Below are 19,595 nucleotides of genomic sequence, written 5' to 3'. Positions count from 1 at the left end.
GGATTTCGATGCGAGACGCTGCCTGGTTTTTTCGATCACGAAGGGTGAGGCGTGGTGACGTGCATGTCGGCATGCATGTGATCAGTCAGGAAATGCCACAGCGCCGGCGTGATGCCAAGCTCGTCCAGATCGGCGACTGACATGGTGTAGCGAATGGCCTGCTCGTCGCCACTTGCCACCTTTTGCACCCAATGTGGTTCGCGTAGCATTTCGCGCCCGATCGCCACGAAGTCGATGCCTGCCGCCATGACCTTTTCGGCATCAGCAGGGGTCTCGACGCTGCCCACGGCGATCAGCGGCAGACGGCCTGCAACCTGCTTGCGAATTTTGGTGATCACGGGCTCGGTGTCGGCATGATCGTTCAGCGAGGTCTGAAAGGCGTGGCCTTGAGAAATGTGCAGGTAATCGAGCGGCTGTTCTGCCAGCGTATCGATGAATTTAAGCGTGTCCGCGAGGCGGATGCCCGGGGTCTCGATTTCCTCCGGCGAAATGCGATAGCCAATTATAAATGGCTTGTCTGTGGTCGCCGCAACGACCTCGTGAACGCGTTTGATGATGGCCAAGGCGAAGCGCTCCCGATTGGTCAGACTGCCGCCCCACTGATCGGTGCGGCGGTTGCTGTGTGGGGAGAAGAATTGCTGGATGAGGTAGGTGTTGGCGCCGTGAAGCTCAACGCCGTCAAAGCCGGCCTGAATCGCACGGCGGGTGGCCTGCCCGAAGTCTTTGATCAGCACCTCGATTTCAGTTTCGGTCAACGCGCGTGGGGTTTCCGCGCCAGGGCGGAGTGCCGCGACCGCGCTTGCCGAAACTGGCTGCTCGCCGCGCAGGATTTTGCTGTTGGTCATCCGACCGGCGTGAAAAATCTGCAAGATGGCTTTTGTCCCGTTGAGCTTCATGGCACTAGCCATTTTGGCCAAACCGGGGAGAAACCTATCTTCGGCTACCGAGAGCTCCCCTTCGAAGCCTTTGCCGCTGGCCGCCACGTTGGCGACCGGGGAGATGAACATCCCAACACCACCACTGTGAAGCGAAAAGTAGCGCAGCTCGTCGGTAGTGACAGACCCTTCCTCAAACGCCGAGGTCTCGGTCATCGGCGGGATCACAACGCGATTTTTGACGGTGATGCCGTTTTTGAATGTGTATGGCTGCAGAAATTGATAGTTGGTCATGATTCGAGTTTCCTTCTTTCCGGGCACTGTGATTTGGTTTGAAACCAAATCAAGTTAAGTATAGCGCTAAGCTGATGCGGCGCCGGTTTTTGACTGGCTGACGCAAGGAAAATCAAGGGCCAAACCAAACTAAATGATAAGCCCGCAATCAGCCATTGGTGCTGGAATTGCGGGCTTTTGATTAGCATCCAGAACTGCATCGTGCCGTGAAAAAGGAAGGGACCAGTGGTCTAGCCGCGGAAAATGGCTTTTTGGTACTTCTCGAACCAGCCGCTAGCCAGACTTCGCTCAGCGGCAAAAACCAGCCGGCGACTCGGGTCCGCCTTGACTGACCAATTCGCTTTGGCGAAGCGCTCGCGGACCGCGTTGGCACCAGCCGTGCTTTTGGTCACGATAATGTACATCTTGGTGCCGTGGTCATTGGTAAATGACACTGCGCTAACAATATCGGCACCATATTGGCGCTTCAAGTCCGTCATCGCGGACCCGCTGATTTCCTGCTTGTTGGCAACGGGCAACCCACGATTTTCGACGTCTCGCAGGTGGCTGACTCCGGACCGATACGTGCACTCGCTCTGCGCAGGGCTTTGACTGCTTGGCTGGCCGATGCCACAGGCGGTTAGCAACGTCAGCGGAATCAGTGCAAGAAGGATTGCTTTGGAAAAGTTTGCGTTCATTTTTCTCACTCCTGTTCGGTGACTCCCATCAACGCAAAAAGTGGGGACTGGGCGCATCAGGCGCGAGTCTTATCTTCCTTTTAACACCCCAAAAAGGACAATATAACCGGCAAAATCGCCGATCCGCTTGCGGTCGGTGACCGGGGTGCCAAGTTGCGACAGCCACTCGGCGTCGTAATGGGTTGCGGTGTAGCGATTCAGAATTTTCAGGCTTGATATGAAGGCATTGTGGCGTCTGGTGCGCCCTGCATCGACTGCCGCACGCTCCTGCGTGTTTTGGTCGTTCCATCTCACGCGGATCGGGACATAATCCAAGGCGGCGTCGATTATATCCTGCCACAGTTCCTTAAAATCCCCGTCGTTCTGCGCTTGTTCGTAGGGAATCTGGTTATAAATTGCCAGCGCCTGGTCCAGTGACAGGGCGTCTGGCCGCTTTAAGTAGTTGTCCAAGTTAAACATTCTAACCCCTCCTAATGATTTCATCATACCCGTTTGCCCCAGGGGATGGCTTGCTTTTGCGGCAATTATTTTGGCCATCGCAGCGACACTGAGCAGGTGATACACGGCTTCGGGACGATCTAGTTTACCTTCGCCTGTTGGGGATGAAAACTTGGAACGGTTTTGTATAATACAAGCAGTGCGTTAACTCTAATTAGTTTACGAAAAGAGGCCAAGACCATGCAACTCATCATCGCGCCGGCAAAGAAGATGCAAGTGGATCATGACAGTTTTGCCCCGACGACCTGGCCGCAATACTTGGCTGAGGCCCAGGTGCTGCTGAACGCGTTGCGCCGGTTGTCCTATGATGAGGTAAAAGCGGTTTGGCGGTGCAGCGAGCAGCTTGCCAAGCCGAACTACGCGTGGCTGCATCACATGGCTCTGCAAAAAGAAGTCAGCCCGGCGGTGATGAGCTATGTCGGCATTCAGTACCAAAGCATGGCGCCTGGGCTGTTAACTGAAGCTGGGCTGACCTATCTGAGCGCTCACCTGCGGATCCTCTCCGGTTTTTACGGGGTGCTGCGGCCGTTTGACGCGGTCGTGCCATACCGCCTCGAGCTCGGCAGTCGCCTCCCGGTTGGTCGGGCCAAGAACCTTTACGACTTCTGGGGTGATCGCCTTTATCGCGCATTAGACTGGACCGGGCCGGTTGTGAACCTAGCGTCTAACGAATACGCCAAGGCAGTCACCCCGTATCTGCAGCCGACTGATCGGTTTGTGACCGTGGTTTTCGGCACGCTCAAGGACGGGAAAATCAAAACGCGGGCCACGTATGCCAAACAGGCCCGAGGCGCGATGGTGCGCTTTGCTGCCGAACATCAACTCACCACGCCGGCAGGGCTGAAGGCCTTTGACGACCCGCGTTACCGGTATGCAGCCACTTATTCCACACGCGACCGGCTCGTCTTTTTGAGCACTGAAAAGACGCGTCGCAAAGGCGGGTGAGCTGACTGGCAGGGTTAGGGCACTTCAGCCGGCTGTACGAGTCCTTTTGGGGTGCACAATGAATTACTGCGCCTGCGGATCGTTCTTCGTCTGATTGGATGGCGCGGTCGGTGACTTTTTGGTTTTACGGTGCGGCAGCTGGTTGCCCACGGCTTTAGGAATGCCCGTCACCAGGTGGGCGACAGTCTGGGCGCGCGCCTGCCGCAGCGCGTGCCTGCTTGCCTTCACCATCTTTTTTTCCGCGTGACGCGAGGCCAATAGTTGCCGGCTGGCCTCGATGGTGTCCTCGTCAGCGTATTCGGCGCGCACAAAACTGTTTGGCGCGACCTTGGCGTTGGCCTTGGGCGTCGTGTCAAGAACCACATTGGCGCGCCGGCCCGCGTACTTTTCCGCCGGGGTGACTTGGATCAGTGAGTACTGCAGGTGGTAAAAGTGCATGACGCGCTCGGCCTCCGCCAGCGGCAGATCGATTAACCCAGGCATTTTAAAATCTTTCTTGTGTTTATCCAGGTGCGCATCGATCACCTTGGCGCCTTCATCCACGACGCTCGGGGCGACTTTGCCGATCGCGTCCGCCACCGCGCCGGCACCGGTCAGCAGTTTATCGGCAACATTGAAGGTTTTGCCGGCCAGCTTTTTGAGCCCACCGGTGGTGCTGCGTTTCGAATTGGCCAATGACGTTTCCCCCTTTGTAGAAAGCCGTTACTGACTTAAATATACCAGGTTCACGTGAACGGCGGCCACTGCGTTAGCCATTACTTTTGGGCGATTGTTTGGAATGGGCACTGACCATCCGCTTGACCAGTTTGCCCAGCCCGTAGTCGTTGACAATTTTGCCCTGGTGGTGGTGCCCGTCTGTCACAATTTTGACGACAATCGCCGCGCCTTCTTCAACTGTGTGGATGAACGGATTCGTCATGTGGTGGTTAAGGTCTGTCGAGACGCCGCCGGGCATGATGCCAAAGATGTCGACGGGGATGTGCTGGCGCTTAAAGCTCTGGCCGAACATTTCGATCATTTTGTCGAGCGCTGATTTGCTGGTGACATAACTGAACGGGTGCCAGAAGCCGCTCGGATTAACGGGAATGGTCATGTTCGCGATGCGGCCGTGATTCTTGCGCAGAATCGGGGTGAAGGCCTTGATCATCTCAAACGACCCGATGACGTTGACGGTCAGCGTCTCCCTGAGGTCATCGGTCTTGACCGTCAGCGGTTCCGCGGCCATGTCGCCGGCGATCCCCGCGTTGTTGATCAGCAAGTTGAGATCGGGATGGCGTTCGGCCACGTCAGCCGCCGCGGCGTGCACCGTGTTCAAGTCATCGAGGTCAATCTTGAGCCACTCGGCTTGGATGCCCTGCTTTTCCAATTCATGGACTGCGGCCAGTCCGCGCTGCTCGTTGCGTGCCCCCAGCAGAATGGACCACCCTTGCGCACCAAGCTGTTTGGCGACTTCAAACCCGATGCCCTTATTGGCCCCGGTGATTAAAACTTTATTTGTCATGCAAGTGACCTCCAGTCTGTACTTCGCTTTCCATTGTAGCATTTACACCGGTCGGCCTGATGGTGTTGGCCAATCACCTGCATTGCCTATTGGCGAGTCCACTTGTATGATAAGTGGACAGCAGATACAGTTTCGAACCAGGATCAGCACACAGAAATTGTGAGGGGAAAGCATTGATTGACAGCCAAACCGTTCAAATCGTAGAAAAAGAATTAACTGGGATCTCGCAGCACCAGGTCAGCGCAGTCTTAAACCTGATGCAGGATGGCAACACCGTCCCGTTTATTGCGCGCTACCGCAAGGAAATGACCGGCAGTCTGGATGAGGTGCAGATTCAGTCAATCGAGGAAGCCTACAACCGGGCCACGGCGCTTCAGGACCGGAAGACTGCCGTGCTTAAGAGCATCGACGAGTTGGGCAAACTGAGCCCTAAATTGAGTCAACAGATCCACGCCGCCACTAAGTTGCAAACGGTTGAGGACTTGTACCTGCCGTATAAGCAGAAGCGGCAGACCAAAGCGAGCATTGCCAAGAAGCAAGGCCTGGAACCATTTGCCAACTGGCTCATGAAATTCCCGACTGCGCCGCTGGACGAGCAGGCCCGACGCTACGTGAACCCCGCCAAGCAGGTAAAAAATCCGCAAGCAGTGCTGGACGGGGCTCACGAGATCTTGGCCGAGCGCTTCAGCGAAAAGGCGGACATTCGCAATTGGCTGCGCGACTTCACCCAGCGCACTGGGGTTGTGACTTCAACGGTTAAGGCCAAGGGCAAGGACTTGGACGAAAAAGGCGTCTATCAGCAGTACTACGATTTTTCCGAAAAGGTCAAACACATGACGGCGACGCGAACGCTTGCGCTCAATCGCGGGGAAAAGGAAAAAGTCTTGACGGTGAAGGTCACAGTTGATCAGGACGCCGTGCTGCTTTTCTTGCACGACCGGCTGATTGGCAGTCGCCTGCGGACGCCGGCGACTGCGTTCATTGAAGACGCGTATGCAGACAGTTACAAACGCTTCATCGGGCCGGCAATTGAACGGGAGGTGCGCGGCGAGTTGACCGACACCGCAGCGACCAAATCGGTCAAGGTGTTCGGTCAGAATCTCTACAACCTGCTGATGCAGGCGCCCGTCAAGGGAAAAGTGGTGCTGGGCTTCGACCCTGCCTACCGCACCGGCTGCAAGCTGGCGGTGGTCGACGAAAACGGCAAGCTTCTGGCGACTGCGGTGATTTATCCCCACAAGCCTGCTCCGGCGGCCAAGCGCCAGGCGGCGGGTCCCGAGTTTCAGGCCCTGCTGGAAAAATACCAGGTGACCATGATCGCAATTGGCAACGGGACTGCCAGCCGTGAATCCGAGCAGTTCGTTGCGCAGACGCTCAAACACCTGCACCGCGAGATTTTTTATGTGATCGTGAATGAGGCCGGGGCATCGGTGTACTCTGCCAGTCAAACCGCGCGGGATGAGTTTCCTCAGCTGCCGGTGGAAAAGCGCAGCGCCATCAGCATCGCGCGCCGCCTGCAGGATCCGTTGGCCGAGCTGGTCAAAATTGACCCGGAGGCGATCGGCGTGGGTCAGTACCAGCACGATCTGCCGGCCAAGGCGATGGCCAGTGAAGTTGATGCGGTCGTCGAGCGCGCGGTCAATCAGGTCGGTGTGAACCTCAACACGGCCAGCGCGCCGCTGCTTGCCCGCATCTCGGGGCTGTCCAGCACAATTGCGCAGAACATTGTCGCTTACCGCGATGAAAACGGTCGCTACACCAGCCGCCCGCAGCTGAAAAAAGTGCCGCGGCTGGGTCCGAAAGCCTATGAACAGGCCGTGGGCTTCCTGCGCATTATTGACGGCAAACAGCCGCTGGACAACACCGACATTCACCCGGAAAGCTATCCGGTGGCCAAAAAAATTCTGGCGGCCGCAGGGGTGACCACCGCTGAACTGGGCGAGCCTGCTGCTGCCGCTAAACTTCGGCAGTTGGATCTGGCGCCTTTTATCACTGAGTCTGTGGGTGAGGCCACCCTCAAGGACATCGCCACCAGCTTGCAGAGCCCGGGACGTGATTTGCGCGACAGCATGCCGGCCCCTTTGCTGCGGCGGGACGTTTTGACAATGGCAGACTTGCAGCCTGGGATGAAGCTGCAAGGGACGGTCCGCAACGTCGTCGACTTTGGCGCGTTTGTGGATATCGGCGTCAAATACGATGGGCTGGTTCACTTGTCGCGAATGGGGCCGAAGTTTGTCCGCGACCCCAACACGGTCGTGGCAGTGGGTGACATCGTCGACGTGTGGATCGTTTCGGTGGATGAGCAGCGTGAACGCATTGCGTTGAGCATGGTAGCGCCGAGAGAATGAACTGGAACAGGCCGAGCGAACGGCCTGTTTTTTTTCAATGCTTTTGCTTGTATTTAGTAAGTGAATGGATTATATTGCTCTTGTTCGAATGAATCGAAGGAGGCAAGCAAAATGAAAAACATTGGGTTTCTAAGTTTTGGCTTCTGGCAAAAGAACAATTCGCTGGTGACCACGGCGCAGCAGAGCTACGACGAGTCGGTTCAGCTGGCGGTCGAGGCCGAGAAAATCGGGATCGACGGGGCGTGGTTTCGTGTCCACCACTTTGCCGACCAAATTGGCACGCCGTACCCACTGATGGCGGCCATTGCCGCGAAGACCTCGAAAATCGAGATCGGGACCGGCCTGGTCGACATGCGCTACGAGAATCCCTTCATGATGGCAGAAAACGTCATGGCCACCGACGTGCTGTCGAAGAATCGGGTGCAGCTTGGTGTGGGTCGGGGGTCGCCGGAGCAGGTTCAAGACGGCTGGCAATACTTCGGCTATGATTACACCGAAGAAGAGATCAAGAACATTGCGCGCGCCCGGGCACTGAAGTTCCTCGACTTGCTGAAAGGCGAGCGGTTTGCCGAACCCAACGCCCAGCCGATGTTCCCCCAGGAGCCGGGCCTTCGCCGGCTTGAGCCTTTTTCGCCGACGCTGCAACACCGCATCTGGTGGGGTGCCGGAAGCCAAGCCACCGCAATCTGGGCCGCTGAGCACGGGATGAACCTGATGTCGTCGACACTGGTGAATTACGAATCTAACGAGCCGTTCCACGTCCAGCAGGCCAAGCAGCTGCGTGCCTTCAAAGACGCTTGGAAGAAGGCGGGCCATGACTTTGAACCGCGAACGCTGGTGACGCGGTCAATCATGCCAATCGTGAACGACCTGGACCGCCAGTACTTTGCGGCAGGCACCCAAACCCAAGACGAGGTGGGGTACTTGGCCTACCATCAGAACCCGACGATCTTTGGCAAAATGTTTGTTGGCGAACCGGACCAGCTGATTAAAGAGCTGGGCGAAGACGAGGCCATTCAGGAGGCGGACACGATTTTGATCACCGTGCCGTCCACACTGGGCGTTGACTACAATGTCCACCTGCTTAAAACCATCATGACCGACATTGCGCCGGCTTTGGGTTGGAAGTGATTGATCGAAAAGAGCGAGAGAGTCGCTCTTTTCTTTTACCCTTTGGCCGGCCAATACTTGCGTCCGATTGTGGTCAAAAATATTTTGCACATTTTCATTGACAGCGGTTACATGACGTGGTATCTTGTTGTTGGATGATGGGAGGGCGAGGAAGGAACAACCTCGTCAGAACCACCCGGAAACTTCCTGGCGATCCGACCTGTACTTCAGGGTTGACCAGGCATGCTGAGCCTTCCGATCGGTTTGGCGATGAAGACTGCGTGAGAAGCGCAGGGCCCTTCCAGGGCGCATGGCAGGATGCTGCTATCACTTTTCCTAACTTAATAAAGCGACTCAAAGCGGTGACGTGGCGAGGATAGCAGGCAGGGGTAACCCTGCAATAAAGGCCACCGGGGTACACTCGGTGGCAGGGGACACCATTTCGAAAGGAATGGTGCCCTTGTTGTGCGGTTAAATAGTGCGGTGGCGTCTTCCGGATTTTCTGGAAATTTCAGGAAAATTCGGAAGGCGTTTTTTCTTTGGCGCCGACGAGAGATGGTGACGTTCAGAGTGATGTTGTGGCCGTGAGAATTGGCGACCAGGAGGATTTAAGCATAAAAATAGCGTTCCTCTGCAGGGACGCCATGTGCGAGCAGCGATTAGTTGGCAGCCGGTGTGCCGAAGTGCTTCAAATTAGCGAGCGCAATGCCGCCGCCCACAATGATGACGATCCCGCCGACCCAGCCCAGCAAGGGAATCAGCGCGACACCGCCACCGACAATAAGCAAGATCGCGGCCGCCGGCTTCACCAGTTCGGAATTCTTATAGTAAATCAGGGAATATATCCCCAGCGCCAGGGCAGCAAGTTTCAGTAAGAAAAAGAGGATCCCCCAGACGGAGGTGGTGTTGGTGTTCCCGTTGGCGACGTCCCCAATGGCCGAGGCGGTGATCACGAGCGGTGCAATCAGCAGGATCACACCGGCCACCAGACCGTAGATGCCGTCAGCCAGGATCAGTGATTTAGTTTTCATCTTTCTTCCTCCAGAATATGATAATGGCGTTAACAAAGGCCAGAGTCATTATCACCCCGCCTGTGCGACGGGTCAAAGATTTTGCCTTGAGGGCCAGCGCTGTGGCTCAAGTCGCGTCGGCAGCGGGTGAGGCAGGTAAGACCGAAGATGAGGCGGCACTTGTGACTCGGGTGATCGACGTTTCACCACATTTTTACGTTAGCAGTCTTCAGAGAAACCTAAATCATAATGGTTCAAGCGCCCTGTACCAGCATGATGCCGGTGCAGGCGGCCAAAATATATAATAGGCGATTGACAATTAGGCACCTAACATATAAACTGGTCTTAATGATAAGCCATAGGCACTGGTTATCTATTTTGAATATTCTCATGTGGGTATGCCGGCGCAATGAATGAGGTCATGACCAGCGAGTGGCCAGAGCAAGCGTTAGAAGGGGGAAATTGATATGCATGTCATGATGACGATGGAAAATGTAAAGATGGACGGTGTCAAGCGGGCGTCAACGGTTTTGGGTAATGCGTTGGCCGCAGAGTCTGAGATAGACCTGTGGTACTATTCGCTCGCCGAGACGACCCCCTTTTTCGAACTGGACGCACCGCTGATTGTTGCGCAACCCGCTGCTGATCCTTCCTTGGCGAACTTTTTCGGAGCTGATCCTTACGCCGTCTATCGGGATCAGATCACGGATTTAGTTTTTCAAATCAAGCGGCTGGCAATCGATGTGGTGATTTTGCCAGCTGGACTTTTGAACAGCTTCGCGCCACTTCTCAAGGCACAATGTCCGAATGTGCGCTTGATTGGATGGATGCACAACAATTTCAACACTTACATGAATGACTATTACCAGGAGATGCAGGCCGAGTTTGTCGCCGGGCTCAAGGCAGTGGATGAGTTGATCGTCCTGACCGACGCGGATTACGATGAGTATCGCCGCTACAATGAGCATATTGTCAAAATTTACAACCCGCTGACGATCGACGCGGCCCAGTCGGATTTGAGTCAACCAATCGTGGCCTTTACCGGCCGAATCGCAATTCAGCACAAGGGTATCGATCTGCTGCTGCGGGCCGCGCCGACCCTGACGCCGGGGTGGCGGATCGCGATCGCCGGTGATGGGGCCCCTGAAGACATGGCGCGCTTCCAGGCCCTGGTGGCCGAGCTGGGCGTGGCAGATCGAATCATTTACCGTGGCGCCCTGAAGGATGATGCGCTCAAGCGCCATTATCAAGACGCTTCCGTGTTCGTTTCAACCTCGCGCTGGGAGGGAATGCCGCTGGTGATCGGCGAAGCGATGGCCAGTGGGTTGCCCGTTGTCGCCATGTCAAACTCCGGTTCTGATGAGTTTCTTCAGAATGGTCGCTATGGCTATCTCACTGCGCCGGCAGATGTTGCCGACTTCAGCCAACACCTGAATTTGATGACGCGCAATGCAAGCCTAAGACAGCATTTTTCACGGCGTTCGCTGAAACGTGCTCAGGATTTTGGCATTGATCAAATTGTCTCCGAATGGCTGCCGCTGCTGGGGGTCACTCAATGGAACGATAATTATGACGCGATGATGGGGTAGCCCGCGCAGGAATGCTTTTTTCATGCATCACGGTTTGCTAGGCTTTTGACTATTCACTATCTAGTAAAGTCTTTGGTATACTGGGCACGGAGGATCATGATGAATAAAAATGTCGAGAGTATCAATCACTTGCTGCGTCAGCTGATGCTTGAACAGCAGCGAATTATGACGGCGGATTTAAATGCTGACAGTGGGCTCACCCCGCAGCAGGCGCGTGCGCTCAGTGTCATTCACCGGCATCCTGGCATTATTCAGCGGGAACTGGCGGACACGTTCCAGCGCCGCTCGGCCAGCATCTCGAACCTGCTCCAGATTTTGCAACGCGACGGCTACATCACGCGGAAGGTCCCAACGGAAAGTGAGCGCACGAAGCAGATTTACCTCACCCCTAAAGGGCAAGCGGCAATTGCCGGGTTCGATGCCTATTACGATACGGTCGAGAGTCGCATGGTCAAAAATTTGTCGCCGGTCGAGCAGCAGACGCTGATTGGGCTGCTTGAAAAAATGGTGGGGTCGTACGATCCACCGGCTGGTGCTTTACAAACCGCCGGGAGTGCCACAGCGAAAGTGTGAAGCAAGGCCGTCTCAGATGAGGCGGCTTTTGTTTTGGCCGGGCGAGGTGGCCATGATGAGCAGCAAGCAGGCCGAGCTAGACGGCGTGCCTCGCGAAGGCTACAATGACAGACATTCACACCAATTTGGAGGCACAACATGCATATTGCCGCGTTTGAATCAGATCCGCACACCATCGCCGAGTTGGTCGATCTCATTTTGTTCTGTCAGGACGGTGAGGCCAAACTCAACATCACCATGGCCGAACAGCCCGACGTCTTTGCCATTCCGACGTACTATCAGGTGCCGGGTGGGGGGTTCTGGGTGGCAAAAGACGAGGCAGGCCATGTCGCCGGCTGCATTGGTCTGCTGAAACTGACGGCCACAACGGCGGTGCTCAAAAAATTTTTTGTGTATCCTCAGTTTCGCGGCCGGCCGGTCAGTTTGGGGTGGCAGCTATATCAGGTGATGCTGCAGGCAGCCAGGGCAAAGGGCTTCACGCGCCTAGTATTGGATACCCCAGAGGCTGAGCATCGTTCGCATCAGTTTTACGAGCGACAAGGGTTCACCCGCTGCCGGCGCGAGGACCTCGGCGGCGACTACGCCTTTCCAGACCGGGCGAGTCGGTTTTACCAGCTGAACCTGAACCAAGGCTGACGGGCGCAGTGTGATCAATTCATCCAGTGCGTGGAAACGCCGACTCGTTTGAGGCGGCGTTTTTTGCTGTACCGACAAAAAAACCACCCGATCCGATTCGAGTGGCCAAGAAAAAACATCTAGGGGAGTTGGGGTAAACGAGCTCATCTGGTTCCGGCCAGCACATGTTGTGCTGGCGGAAGGGGAGGTGCGACGAGCTCAACCTTGCTTACTATCATACAGTTGAGTTGCTGAACGTTCAATGACATTAAGCAAATAATTTTACGATCCAGTAAAGATTTTGCTGCTGGTTCTCCTTTTGCAGGTCTTGGTGCAGCCAGCAAGCACAAAAAAAGAAGAACTCTAAACGAGTTCTTCCTTTGCCTCAACGCACCATCAATGATTTACGCTTGGGCTTTGCTGATGGCATCGGCGACCGCGTCCTGCAGTGCGTGGCTCGTGACCGACGCGCCGGTGACTGCATCCACCTTTGGCGAATTGGCGGCAACCATTTCCGCAGGCAGCTGCTTGATGGCCTTCAGTCCCACATCCGCACTTTCACTTTGCTTAAGGACCTCGACGTTTTCAAGCTTACCGGCGGCGTAGGTGACGCGGACGACAATTTCGTTGCCCATGCCGGCATCACTGACACCGATGTATTGATTCGGGCCGACGTGATAATCAGTGGTCTCTGACTTGCTGGAGTCGTGTTCAGAAGCGCCGCTGGTCGCATCAGTCTGCTGGTCAGACTGTTTCTCAGAGGCACCGCTGTTGGCGTCAGTGTGCGCTGCAGTCTTTGTCGCGGCGGTCGGAGTCAGGCCATGCGCCGCATTTTCGCCGGCGATCTTGCCCCAGATCAGGCACTCGGCCAGGTTGTTACCACCTTGATACTGGTTGGCGTTGATGCCGCCAAGTTCACCGGCAGAGTACAGATTCTTGATGGCCTGACCGTCAGGCTTCAAGACCTCGGCCCGGCTGTTGCGGCGTGGACCGCCTTGCGTGTTGAGCACTGTCTGACGCAGCGGCACGGCGTAGTATGGGCCATCGTCAAACGCGCGCATCGTCGCCACCGGCCGGTCAAAGGCGTAATCTCGACCCGCCTCAACGAAGTGGTCGAAGTCCTGACGGGCCTTGACCAGCACGTCTGGCTTGGCATTGATCAGCTTGGCCAAATCTTCCAAGGTGGCAGCTTTGATGGTGATGTCGTCAAAATTGTCCACTGGCAGCTTATCTGCGTGAATCGCGTCCCACTGCGCTTGATCGAAAATCAAGTGCGGGTGATCGTTGGCAATCGGCACTTGCCAGGTCCCGTGGTAGTAAATGTGGCCGTGCTTGTTGGCTTCGGCTTCGTTGAAGTAGCGGGAACCATCGTCGCCGACCGTGAAGGTACTGCCGTCAGCGGCTTTTGGCCAGCTCAGGATCAAGCGGCCACGGGTGCCGGCAGGGCCGGCAAAGGTGAGCCCATGCAGCATGCCCAACGATTCGTAATTGGCCATGTGCCACATGTCCGCGCCGACTTCTTCGCCCAGTTTGATGCCGTCGCCTTTGTTGTACAGCGAGCCGATTGGTGCGAGCCGGGAAGCCTTCAGGTAATCCTGAATCATTGCCGGATTGTTTTCAAAACCACCGGTGGCCATGATCACGCCGCCGCGGGCTTTGATGTTCAGCAGCACGTGGTCGTGCTCAATTTGGGCACCGAGTACGGCACCGGTTTGAGAATCCTGAACTAAGTGCTTGGCAGGGGAGCTGTACCAAACCGTGATCTTATCGCTGCGGTCAAGCACTTCTTTGCGCAGCTTCTTCCACAAGGCGGAGTCGAACTGGCGCTCATGCACAACGAGCAGGTCATACGCGTTTACGCCGGGAAAATCTGGGAATTCATGCAGGATGCCGTGTAGGTCTACCTTGCTGTGATCCCAGTCCTTGGCGATGCTCAGCGGCTCAACGCCGAGGTACTTGCGAAAGTAATCCGGCATTTTGACCATGCCATCGACGTAGGTGTCGATCATGTCTTCGTCCAGGTGCATCGGCGCGGTCATGGCTTTGTAGTAGGCTTTCAGCTGGTCAAAGTCGGTGCCAGCACCGACGACTTGGCCGGCGTAGCGGGTATTGCCGCCTTCGTGGCCCTCCGGCGCAGAATCAACCAGCAGCACCTGCGCCCCAGCATCTGCGGCAAACCGCGCGGCGGTCGCCCCGGCACCACCAAAGCCCAAAACAACCACATCATAAGTCTGATCCCAATTTGTTTCGGCAGTCATCTGATGATTCTCCTTTGTGGTTCCACTGTAAAGGTGGATGAATTTAATGAATTGAGTGAAACATTGGTCAAGAAACTGGACCGTTTTCTGATCCTTCAGCACGCCGTTAGCGTCGAATGCCGTTGCGGCATGGGGTAGCATGAACTCATTGCCCGGCAGCACGCAGGCATCGACCCCTGGTGCATCGAGCACATGCCGCAGGTCCATCTGGGCGCGGACGGTGCCTTGAGCACCAAGTGACGCGCCGACGATCATCACCGGTTTGCCGGCCAGTGAGTGATAACTGGCGGACAGCCATTCAATCACGCTTTTGAGGCTGGCGGTCATGGAATGATCGTACTCTGGCGTCGCAATGATGATCCCATCGGCTGCTTCGACTTTGCGAATCAGCGTTTCGATGACCGGCGGAAATTGGTCAAGCGCGTCCTCATTAAACATCGGCAGGTCGCGAACCTCTTGCAGATCGATTGAAGCGGTGTTGGCAAAATGCTGTTTCATGTACCTCAGCAACACGCGGTTGTACGACTTGGTCGCGTTGTTGCCGACGATTGCGAGTAATTTCACCTCAGCATCTTCTTTCTATAAATAAAATTCTCACGAACATTTACAGGGTCATTGTAGCGCTATCATGAACCATTCGTAAGTGTCAATACTGGGGCCAGGGGGGGCAGGTTACCGCGCAACTAGTCCTCTCTACAGACAGTAAATTGGTGGCACGGCAGGCCCGTGGCCAAAATGTGTCAACCAATTTTGTCATTAAAGCTGACACGGCTTGTTAGAGATTTGCGGTTGAGAAAGCCTAATGCTGCGCCTGCAGAAAGCGCTCACGGCGAAATTGGTTCGGCTGAGCGCGCTTGTTGAAAATTGGTATGGGTAAAATCGGGGGTACAATATCGCCATATCAATTTTGCGGAGGTGAGCTGATGAATGGGGCAAACACGGCGTTTATCATTGTTGCGAGTGTACTAGTGTGGTTCATGACGCCAGGTCTGGCGTTTTATTACGGGGGATTGGTTTCCAAGCGCAATGTGGTGAACACGATGCTGTCGGTGTTCTACATCACGGGGCTGGCGATTATTTTGTGGCTGCTTATCGGTTACGAGCTGAGCTTTGGCACTGATATTGGCGGCGTCATTGGCCGGGTTCGCGGTCTGTTTATGAACGGGGTCAATTTGACGAAGGTGGGCGCAAGCGGATTGCCGCAAGGGGCCTATGCCTTATTTCAGATGATGTTTGCCATTATCACGCCGGCGCTGTTTATCGGGGCCGTGGTCGGCCGGATTCGCTTCCGGTTTTTGACCTGGTTCATCGTGCTTTGGAGCCTGCTGGTGTACTACCCGCTGGTTCATCTGATCTGGAGTCCGGCCGGGCTGTTGACGCATTTGCACGTGGTGGATTTTGCGGGCGGCACGGTCATTCATGTCAATGCCGGCGTCACCGCGCTGGTTTTGTGCGCTTTTTTAGGCGAGCGCAACGCCAAGCAGGTGCAACCCTATAACCGCACCTGGGTGCTGCTGGGCACAGCGATTCTGTGGATCGGGTGGTATGGCTTCAACGCCGGCTCCGCGCTTGGGGCCAACATGGCGGCAGTCACGGCGGCGTTGACCACCAGCCTGGCGGCAGCCAGTGCAATGTGCACTTGGATGGTGCTGGATGTCGAACGCGGCGGCAAGCCGACGCTGATTGGTGGGTGCACCGGCGCCTTGTGCGGGCTGGTTGGCATCACGCCAGCTGCCGGCTACGTCACGCTGTTCGGCAGTTTCGTGATTGGCATCATCGCCACCTTGTGCAGCTATGCGTTCATCAACGTTATCAAACCGCGGTTGCATGTTGACGATGCGCTTGATGCGTTTGGCTGTCACGGCGTTTCGGGGATTGTCGGTAGTTTGCTTACCGGTTTTTTTGCCACGCGCAGTGTCAATGGGTCACTGCCCGTCAGCGGCCTGTTTTACGGCGGGGGATGGCAGCTGGTGGGCAGTCAGCTGATCGGCACCGCAGCGTCGATTGTGCTGGCCGGTGGGCTGACTGCCTTGATCTGCATTGTGTTGCGGCGGTTCATCCCGATGCGAGTGGCCGCGCACGATGAAGCCGTGGGGCTGGACATCAGCGAACACGGCGAGGTCGCTGATGAGCGGAGCCAAAACGAGGTGCTCCAGTACCCCGATGAGTTTATTGGCCAGTTGGGCGGGTTTGCCCCAAAACCGTCGCGCGGCCGGCGCCAGCCGCCTAAATCGAGTCACTGAGCCAAAGGTCAGCCCACTAACTGGCCAACTGAGACTTCAGAAAAAAGGCAGAATACCAAGTTGACTTGGTATTCTGCCTTTGCTCGTCCAGGTAAAATACATTACGGCACCATTAATCGGGGGTGAGTGGATGGAACCTTTGGCCGCAAAGTTTGGCCGGGCGTTGTATCAGCTGCGCGAGCGCAGCGGTTTGTCTCGCAAGCAGGCAGCGATGGCGGCCGAGTTATCACTAAATGCCTTGTCTAGTATTGAAAATGGGACCGCACTGGTGAAACTCGACACCCTGACCCGGATGTTACAGGTTTATGGGGTCAGCATTGATCACTTTATGCAGCAGCTGGATGGTGCAGGTTCAGCGCACGCTGTTCAGCCGCCTGATTCGTTGCACTTTGCGCCAGAGGCCCGGTATTTTATCCTCGATACCAAGGGCGAGGTCACCGCGAACAACTATGCAGACCGCGACTTTGTTGCCTATTCTTGGCAGCCGCGTCAGTTCGGGAAGGTGCGCGAAGGAGACTGGTTCATTTACCGCCGGCCGCAAAGCGCCAGCGAAACCAAGTCCTGGTACTTGTTTGGTGCTGGTCAAATCGGGAAAATCACGCCGCTGCCAGATGGCCGGGTTACCGCGCGCATCGAGCGCCCTTTCCCGTTTCCGCAATATCTGCTCGCCGATACCGACCTAAAGGACTTCGACTGGCAGTTTAAGCAAAGAATGCGACCGGACTGGCTCTATTTCTTCAACCAGTACGGGATGACCGAGATTAAGCGCGAGGATTTTGTCCGCCTGCTTGACCTGTCCAAGGTGCCGCAAGATGCGGCCCTATTGACTGAAGAGGGGCAGGTATACCGGCATATCATTGACGGCCAGTATCTTGTGACTGAAAGGGAAGAACGGGTCAAAGCCCGGATCGGCCAAACTGTCTTAGCGGAACGGGTCAAAGCAAATTACGCCTATCGCTGCGCCGTGACCGGCATCAATACGCGCTCGCTACTGGTTGCCTCACACATCATTCCCTGGCGGGTCGATGCCGGCAGGCGCCTTGATCCGGGTAACGTGATTTGCCTGTCGCCGCTATGGGACCGCGCCTTTGACCAAGGGCTTGTGACCTTCACGCCGAAGGAGAAAAAGGTGGTGCTGTCACCAGTCATTCAGCGTGACCCGGCACTCGAACGGCTGCTAGCCCCCTATGCAGATCGCCGACTGACGCTGCCATGGCACGCGGCGCCTGAGGCAGAGGCGCTTACGTACCACAATCAGAATATTTTTAAGCACTAGCAAAAGGCCATCATGACGAGTTTTGTTGTGATGGCCTTTTGACATTAGGGCAGGACTTAGACTTAGGATTTCACTGGTTGATGAGACGCATGTGTTAGAACCCGATCGCTCTTCGTCGCGTTGAGCCGGTTCATTCCGAAACGTGGCCCCACCTGATGATGTCACAAAAAAAAGAGCCGCCAGTGCGACTCGTTTTAAGCTAATGCTCCAATTTACATTTTTGATAATGACCTTTAGCCTTAGCCTGTTTTAGGGTCATCTTAGACACATGCTTGCTTCGCTTGAGGGAAATACAGTTCCGATTTAAGTGGTAAACGTGACCGCCATTAACGATGTAAACGGTTGTCTTGTCGGAAAGGCCTTTGGTTGTTTTGGGGGCTGGTTTTTTAGCCGGTTTTCGACCTGGCGCTTTTGCCTTCGGCTTGATTGATGGTTTTTTAACCGGCACCTTCGTGACGGGCTTTTTAGTCGGTTTCTTAACGGGTGCCTTAGCGACTGGCTTCTTAGCAGGAGCCAGCGCGGCTTTGGAAACGATACTGTTACCGTTCTTGTAGTCTAAAGTCACGCCTTTTTGTACATTGAAAATATACACGTTGAAGTGAATGGCATTGCTTCCAAGGCTTTGAGCTTCCATATGGATGCCCCGTGCCAATAGTTCACTGCTGCGGAAAACTGGTTGCACGCGATAGCGCACGTAGTTTTTATGGTGCATCCGCAGATAAGTTGCCACTTGATTTTCGTAGCGTTCCATACTTGGCGCGTTAAGCGAAGCGGTTGCGGTAATCAAGTTTTTCATATTGTTGTTCTGACCGGTCAGTTGGAAGCCGATTAAGTGGCTGCGGTTGAAGAGGTAACCACCGTTCAGCTTCTTATTGTGCCAACCGGTTGGGGCAACATAGAGTGGTTGCCGTGCGCTTTTGGGCATCAGCTTGAAGTTCAAGTTGCCCTGGGCCAGAGTCGCACGATTGTATCTGTCAAGATTACTATAGCTGGCCCACGCCCCAGTATTTTTCAGTTCTTTTGCTGAAAAATCGCTACGATTACCATTGACCGTGACGACCTGTTGTCCATGATAATTTTGTGCAGCAAACCATGCGTATGTATTCGGTCGTGGTGTGGCAGCTTGCGTGGGTTGTGGTGGCATGTAGGCGAGGCCAATGGTTACGCCAATCAGCGCGACTAAACTGGTAACTGCACTGCGAACCTCAACTTTGTTTAACATAATAAATTCTCCTCCAAAGTGTAACTAGCGATAAACGCCAACTCATAGTCTGCCGGGTTTTGTTGAAGATTGCAATCAAATCCTTCCATCCCACCTGGCGGCGGTACAGAAGCTGAATTGCTTCATAAACCAAACCATTAGTTGCGTTGGTCGTTGAGCGGTTTACGTGCGGGGGTCAATGCTGGGTGGAGAGGAATCAGTGTGAGGCGAGATACTTAGAAAACTAATAGGGTCAAGCAGTTTGAACGAGTAGTCAGGCTCCCTGCTGCTTGCATTCGTGACTGAGGTGTGTCGGCAGGGGGCGACATACAGTATTAACAGTGTGCGGCAATTGAAGGCAAGCAATTATTGAGGACGCCAGGTTTAAGTTCAGTTTAGATTGGCAGCTCTGCATTAAGGGGACTCCGCCTTGGCAGTCGGCTAGCGCAATCTTCCGCGAGTCAGAGTTGGTCACGGTGAAGATGTTTGGCAGGGGAGAAAAATAGGCGAATTAAGTTTGATTCGATCCCTCAATTTTCAAGTCAAGTGCAACGATGATAACGAATCCTTGATAGTGGTCTA

The 19,595-nt window shown here is 55.2% G+C and carries 16 protein-coding genes; 8 read left to right on the top strand and 8 right to left on the bottom strand.

Annotated elements, in window-relative coordinates; translation table 11 throughout:
* Positions 1-35: 35 nt before the first annotated feature.
* The 3 genes from FC75_RS03020 to FC75_RS03010 form a co-directional block, all read right to left on the bottom strand.
* A complete protein-coding gene (locus FC75_RS03020; RefSeq protein WP_054662108.1) occupies positions 36-1,169 on the bottom strand; it encodes an NADH-dependent flavin oxidoreductase in 1,134 nt (377 codons plus the stop codon).
* A 230-nt stretch (positions 1,170-1,399) separates the two neighbouring features.
* Positions 1,400-1,846 (bottom strand): hypothetical protein, encoded by a 447-nt coding sequence (locus FC75_RS03015; RefSeq protein ID WP_054662110.1) that lies wholly within the window; start codon positions 1,844-1,846, stop codon positions 1,400-1,402.
* 69 nt (positions 1,847-1,915) lie between these two features.
* Positions 1,916-2,305 carry a DUF3232 domain-containing protein gene (locus FC75_RS03010; RefSeq protein ID WP_054662113.1) on the bottom strand — a complete coding sequence of 130 codons (390 nt, stop codon included), beginning with the start codon at positions 2,303-2,305 and terminating at the stop codon, positions 1,916-1,918.
* Positions 2,306-2,524: 219 nt separating this feature from the next.
* Here FC75_RS03010 and yaaA point away from each other — a divergent pair, with 219 nt between their 5' ends.
* Positions 2,525-3,289: a peroxide stress protein YaaA gene (gene yaaA / locus FC75_RS03005; RefSeq protein WP_056989091.1), complete on the top strand. Its 765-nt coding sequence runs from the start codon at positions 2,525-2,527 to the stop codon at positions 3,287-3,289.
* Positions 3,290-3,352: 63 nt separating this feature from the next.
* Here the strand turns inward: yaaA and FC75_RS03000 are convergent, their stop codons facing one another.
* Together FC75_RS03000 and FC75_RS02995 are read right to left on the bottom strand one after the other, a co-directional pair.
* Positions 3,353-3,964 (bottom strand): hypothetical protein, encoded by a 612-nt coding sequence (locus FC75_RS03000; RefSeq protein ID WP_056989090.1) that lies wholly within the window; start codon positions 3,962-3,964, stop codon positions 3,353-3,355.
* A gap of 73 nt (positions 3,965-4,037) precedes the next feature.
* Positions 4,038-4,790 carry an SDR family NAD(P)-dependent oxidoreductase gene (locus tag FC75_RS02995; RefSeq protein ID WP_056989089.1) on the bottom strand — a complete coding sequence of 251 codons (753 nt, stop codon included), beginning with the start codon at positions 4,788-4,790 and terminating at the stop codon, positions 4,038-4,040.
* A gap of 173 nt (positions 4,791-4,963) precedes the next feature.
* Between FC75_RS02995 and FC75_RS02990 the strand changes: the two genes are divergently transcribed.
* On the top strand, positions 4,964-7,138 hold the full coding sequence (locus FC75_RS02990) for a Tex family protein (RefSeq protein ID WP_056989088.1): 2,175 nt from the start codon (positions 4,964-4,966) through the stop codon (positions 7,136-7,138).
* Between the two features lie 111 nt (positions 7,139-7,249).
* Positions 7,250-8,269: an LLM class flavin-dependent oxidoreductase gene (locus FC75_RS02985; RefSeq protein ID WP_054662119.1), complete on the top strand. Its 1,020-nt coding sequence runs from the start codon at positions 7,250-7,252 to the stop codon at positions 8,267-8,269.
* Between the two features lie 638 nt (positions 8,270-8,907).
* Here the strand turns inward: FC75_RS02985 and FC75_RS02980 are convergent.
* Entirely contained in the window at positions 8,908-9,279 is a 372-nt protein-coding gene (locus tag FC75_RS02980; RefSeq protein ID WP_054662122.1) for a hypothetical protein, read from the bottom strand.
* A 446-nt stretch (positions 9,280-9,725) separates the two neighbouring features.
* On the opposite strand from FC75_RS02980, the gene FC75_RS02970 reads away from it, so the two are divergent.
* From FC75_RS02970 to FC75_RS02960, 3 genes are all read left to right on the top strand, one after another.
* Entirely contained in the window at positions 9,726-10,847 is a 1,122-nt protein-coding gene (locus tag FC75_RS02970) for a glycosyltransferase (RefSeq protein WP_054662127.1), read from the top strand.
* 99 nt (positions 10,848-10,946) lie between these two features.
* Positions 10,947-11,420, top strand: coding sequence for a MarR family winged helix-turn-helix transcriptional regulator (locus FC75_RS02965; protein ID WP_056989087.1), 474 nt, complete (start codon positions 10,947-10,949; stop codon positions 11,418-11,420).
* A 138-nt stretch (positions 11,421-11,558) separates the two neighbouring features.
* Complete coding sequence (locus FC75_RS02960; RefSeq protein ID WP_056989086.1) at positions 11,559-12,056, top strand: GNAT family N-acetyltransferase; 498 nt, start codon at positions 11,559-11,561, stop codon at positions 12,054-12,056.
* Between the two features lie 383 nt (positions 12,057-12,439).
* On the opposite strand, the gene FC75_RS02955 is transcribed toward FC75_RS02960, so the two are convergent.
* Positions 12,440-14,857, bottom strand: a complete 2,418-nt coding sequence (locus FC75_RS02955) for an NAD(P)H-dependent oxidoreductase (RefSeq protein ID WP_056989085.1) — start codon at positions 14,855-14,857, stop codon at positions 12,440-12,442.
* Between the two features lie 359 nt (positions 14,858-15,216).
* Between FC75_RS02955 and FC75_RS02950 the strand changes: the two genes are divergently transcribed.
* Together FC75_RS02950 and FC75_RS02945 are read left to right on the top strand one after the other, a co-directional pair.
* Positions 15,217-16,536, top strand: a complete 1,320-nt coding sequence (locus tag FC75_RS02950) for an ammonium transporter (protein ID WP_056989084.1) — start codon at positions 15,217-15,219, stop codon at positions 16,534-16,536.
* 130 nt (positions 16,537-16,666) lie between these two features.
* Complete coding sequence (locus FC75_RS02945; protein WP_056989083.1) at positions 16,667-17,812, top strand: helix-turn-helix domain-containing protein; 1,146 nt, start codon at positions 16,667-16,669, stop codon at positions 17,810-17,812.
* A 199-nt stretch (positions 17,813-18,011) separates the two neighbouring features.
* Here FC75_RS02945 and FC75_RS02940 read toward each other — a convergent pair whose 3' ends face one another.
* Entirely contained in the window at positions 18,012-19,034 is a 1,023-nt protein-coding gene (locus FC75_RS02940; RefSeq protein ID WP_056989082.1) for a DNA/RNA non-specific endonuclease, read from the bottom strand.
* Between the last annotated feature and the right edge of the window lie 561 nt (positions 19,035-19,595).

The sequence above is a fragment of the Lacticaseibacillus camelliae DSM 22697 = JCM 13995 genome (assembly GCF_001436615.1).
GTDB classification, from domain to species: Bacteria; Bacillota; Bacilli; order Lactobacillales; family Lactobacillaceae; genus Lacticaseibacillus; species Lacticaseibacillus camelliae.
Note: the sequence above shows the minus strand (reverse complement) of the source record. Positions and strands in the feature narration are given on the sequence as shown.

Bases quoted from the DNA above. Each gene is read 5' to 3' on its own strand.
- FC75_RS02945 (WP_056989083.1), top strand. From the start codon at position 16,667: ATGGAACCTTTGGCCGCAAAGTTTGGCCGGGCGTTGTATCAGCTGCGC.
- FC75_RS02970 (WP_054662127.1), top strand. From the start codon at position 9,726: ATGCATGTCATGATGACGATGGAAAATGTAAAGATGGACGGTGTCAAG.
- FC75_RS02980 (WP_054662122.1), bottom strand. From the start codon at position 9,279: ATGAAAACTAAATCACTGATCCTGGCTGACGGCATCTACGGTCTGGTG.
- FC75_RS02995 (WP_056989089.1), bottom strand. From the start codon at position 4,790: ATGACAAATAAAGTTTTAATCACCGGGGCCAATAAGGGCATCGGGTTT.
- FC75_RS03020 (WP_054662108.1), bottom strand. From the start codon at position 1,169: ATGACCAACTATCAATTTCTGCAGCCATACACATTCAAAAACGGCATC.
- FC75_RS02940 (WP_056989082.1), bottom strand. From the start codon at position 19,034: ATGTTAAACAAAGTTGAGGTTCGCAGTGCAGTTACCAGTTTAGTCGCG.
- FC75_RS02965 (WP_056989087.1), top strand. From the start codon at position 10,947: ATGAATAAAAATGTCGAGAGTATCAATCACTTGCTGCGTCAGCTGATG.
- FC75_RS03015 (WP_054662110.1), bottom strand. From the start codon at position 1,846: ATGAACGCAAACTTTTCCAAAGCAATCCTTCTTGCACTGATTCCGCTG.
- FC75_RS02950 (WP_056989084.1), top strand. From the start codon at position 15,217: ATGAATGGGGCAAACACGGCGTTTATCATTGTTGCGAGTGTACTAGTG.
- FC75_RS02985 (WP_054662119.1), top strand. From the start codon at position 7,250: ATGAAAAACATTGGGTTTCTAAGTTTTGGCTTCTGGCAAAAGAACAAT.
- FC75_RS02960 (WP_056989086.1), top strand. From the start codon at position 11,559: ATGCATATTGCCGCGTTTGAATCAGATCCGCACACCATCGCCGAGTTG.
- yaaA (WP_056989091.1), top strand. From the start codon at position 2,525: ATGCAACTCATCATCGCGCCGGCAAAGAAGATGCAAGTGGATCATGAC.
- FC75_RS03010 (WP_054662113.1), bottom strand. From the start codon at position 2,305: ATGTTTAACTTGGACAACTACTTAAAGCGGCCAGACGCCCTGTCACTG.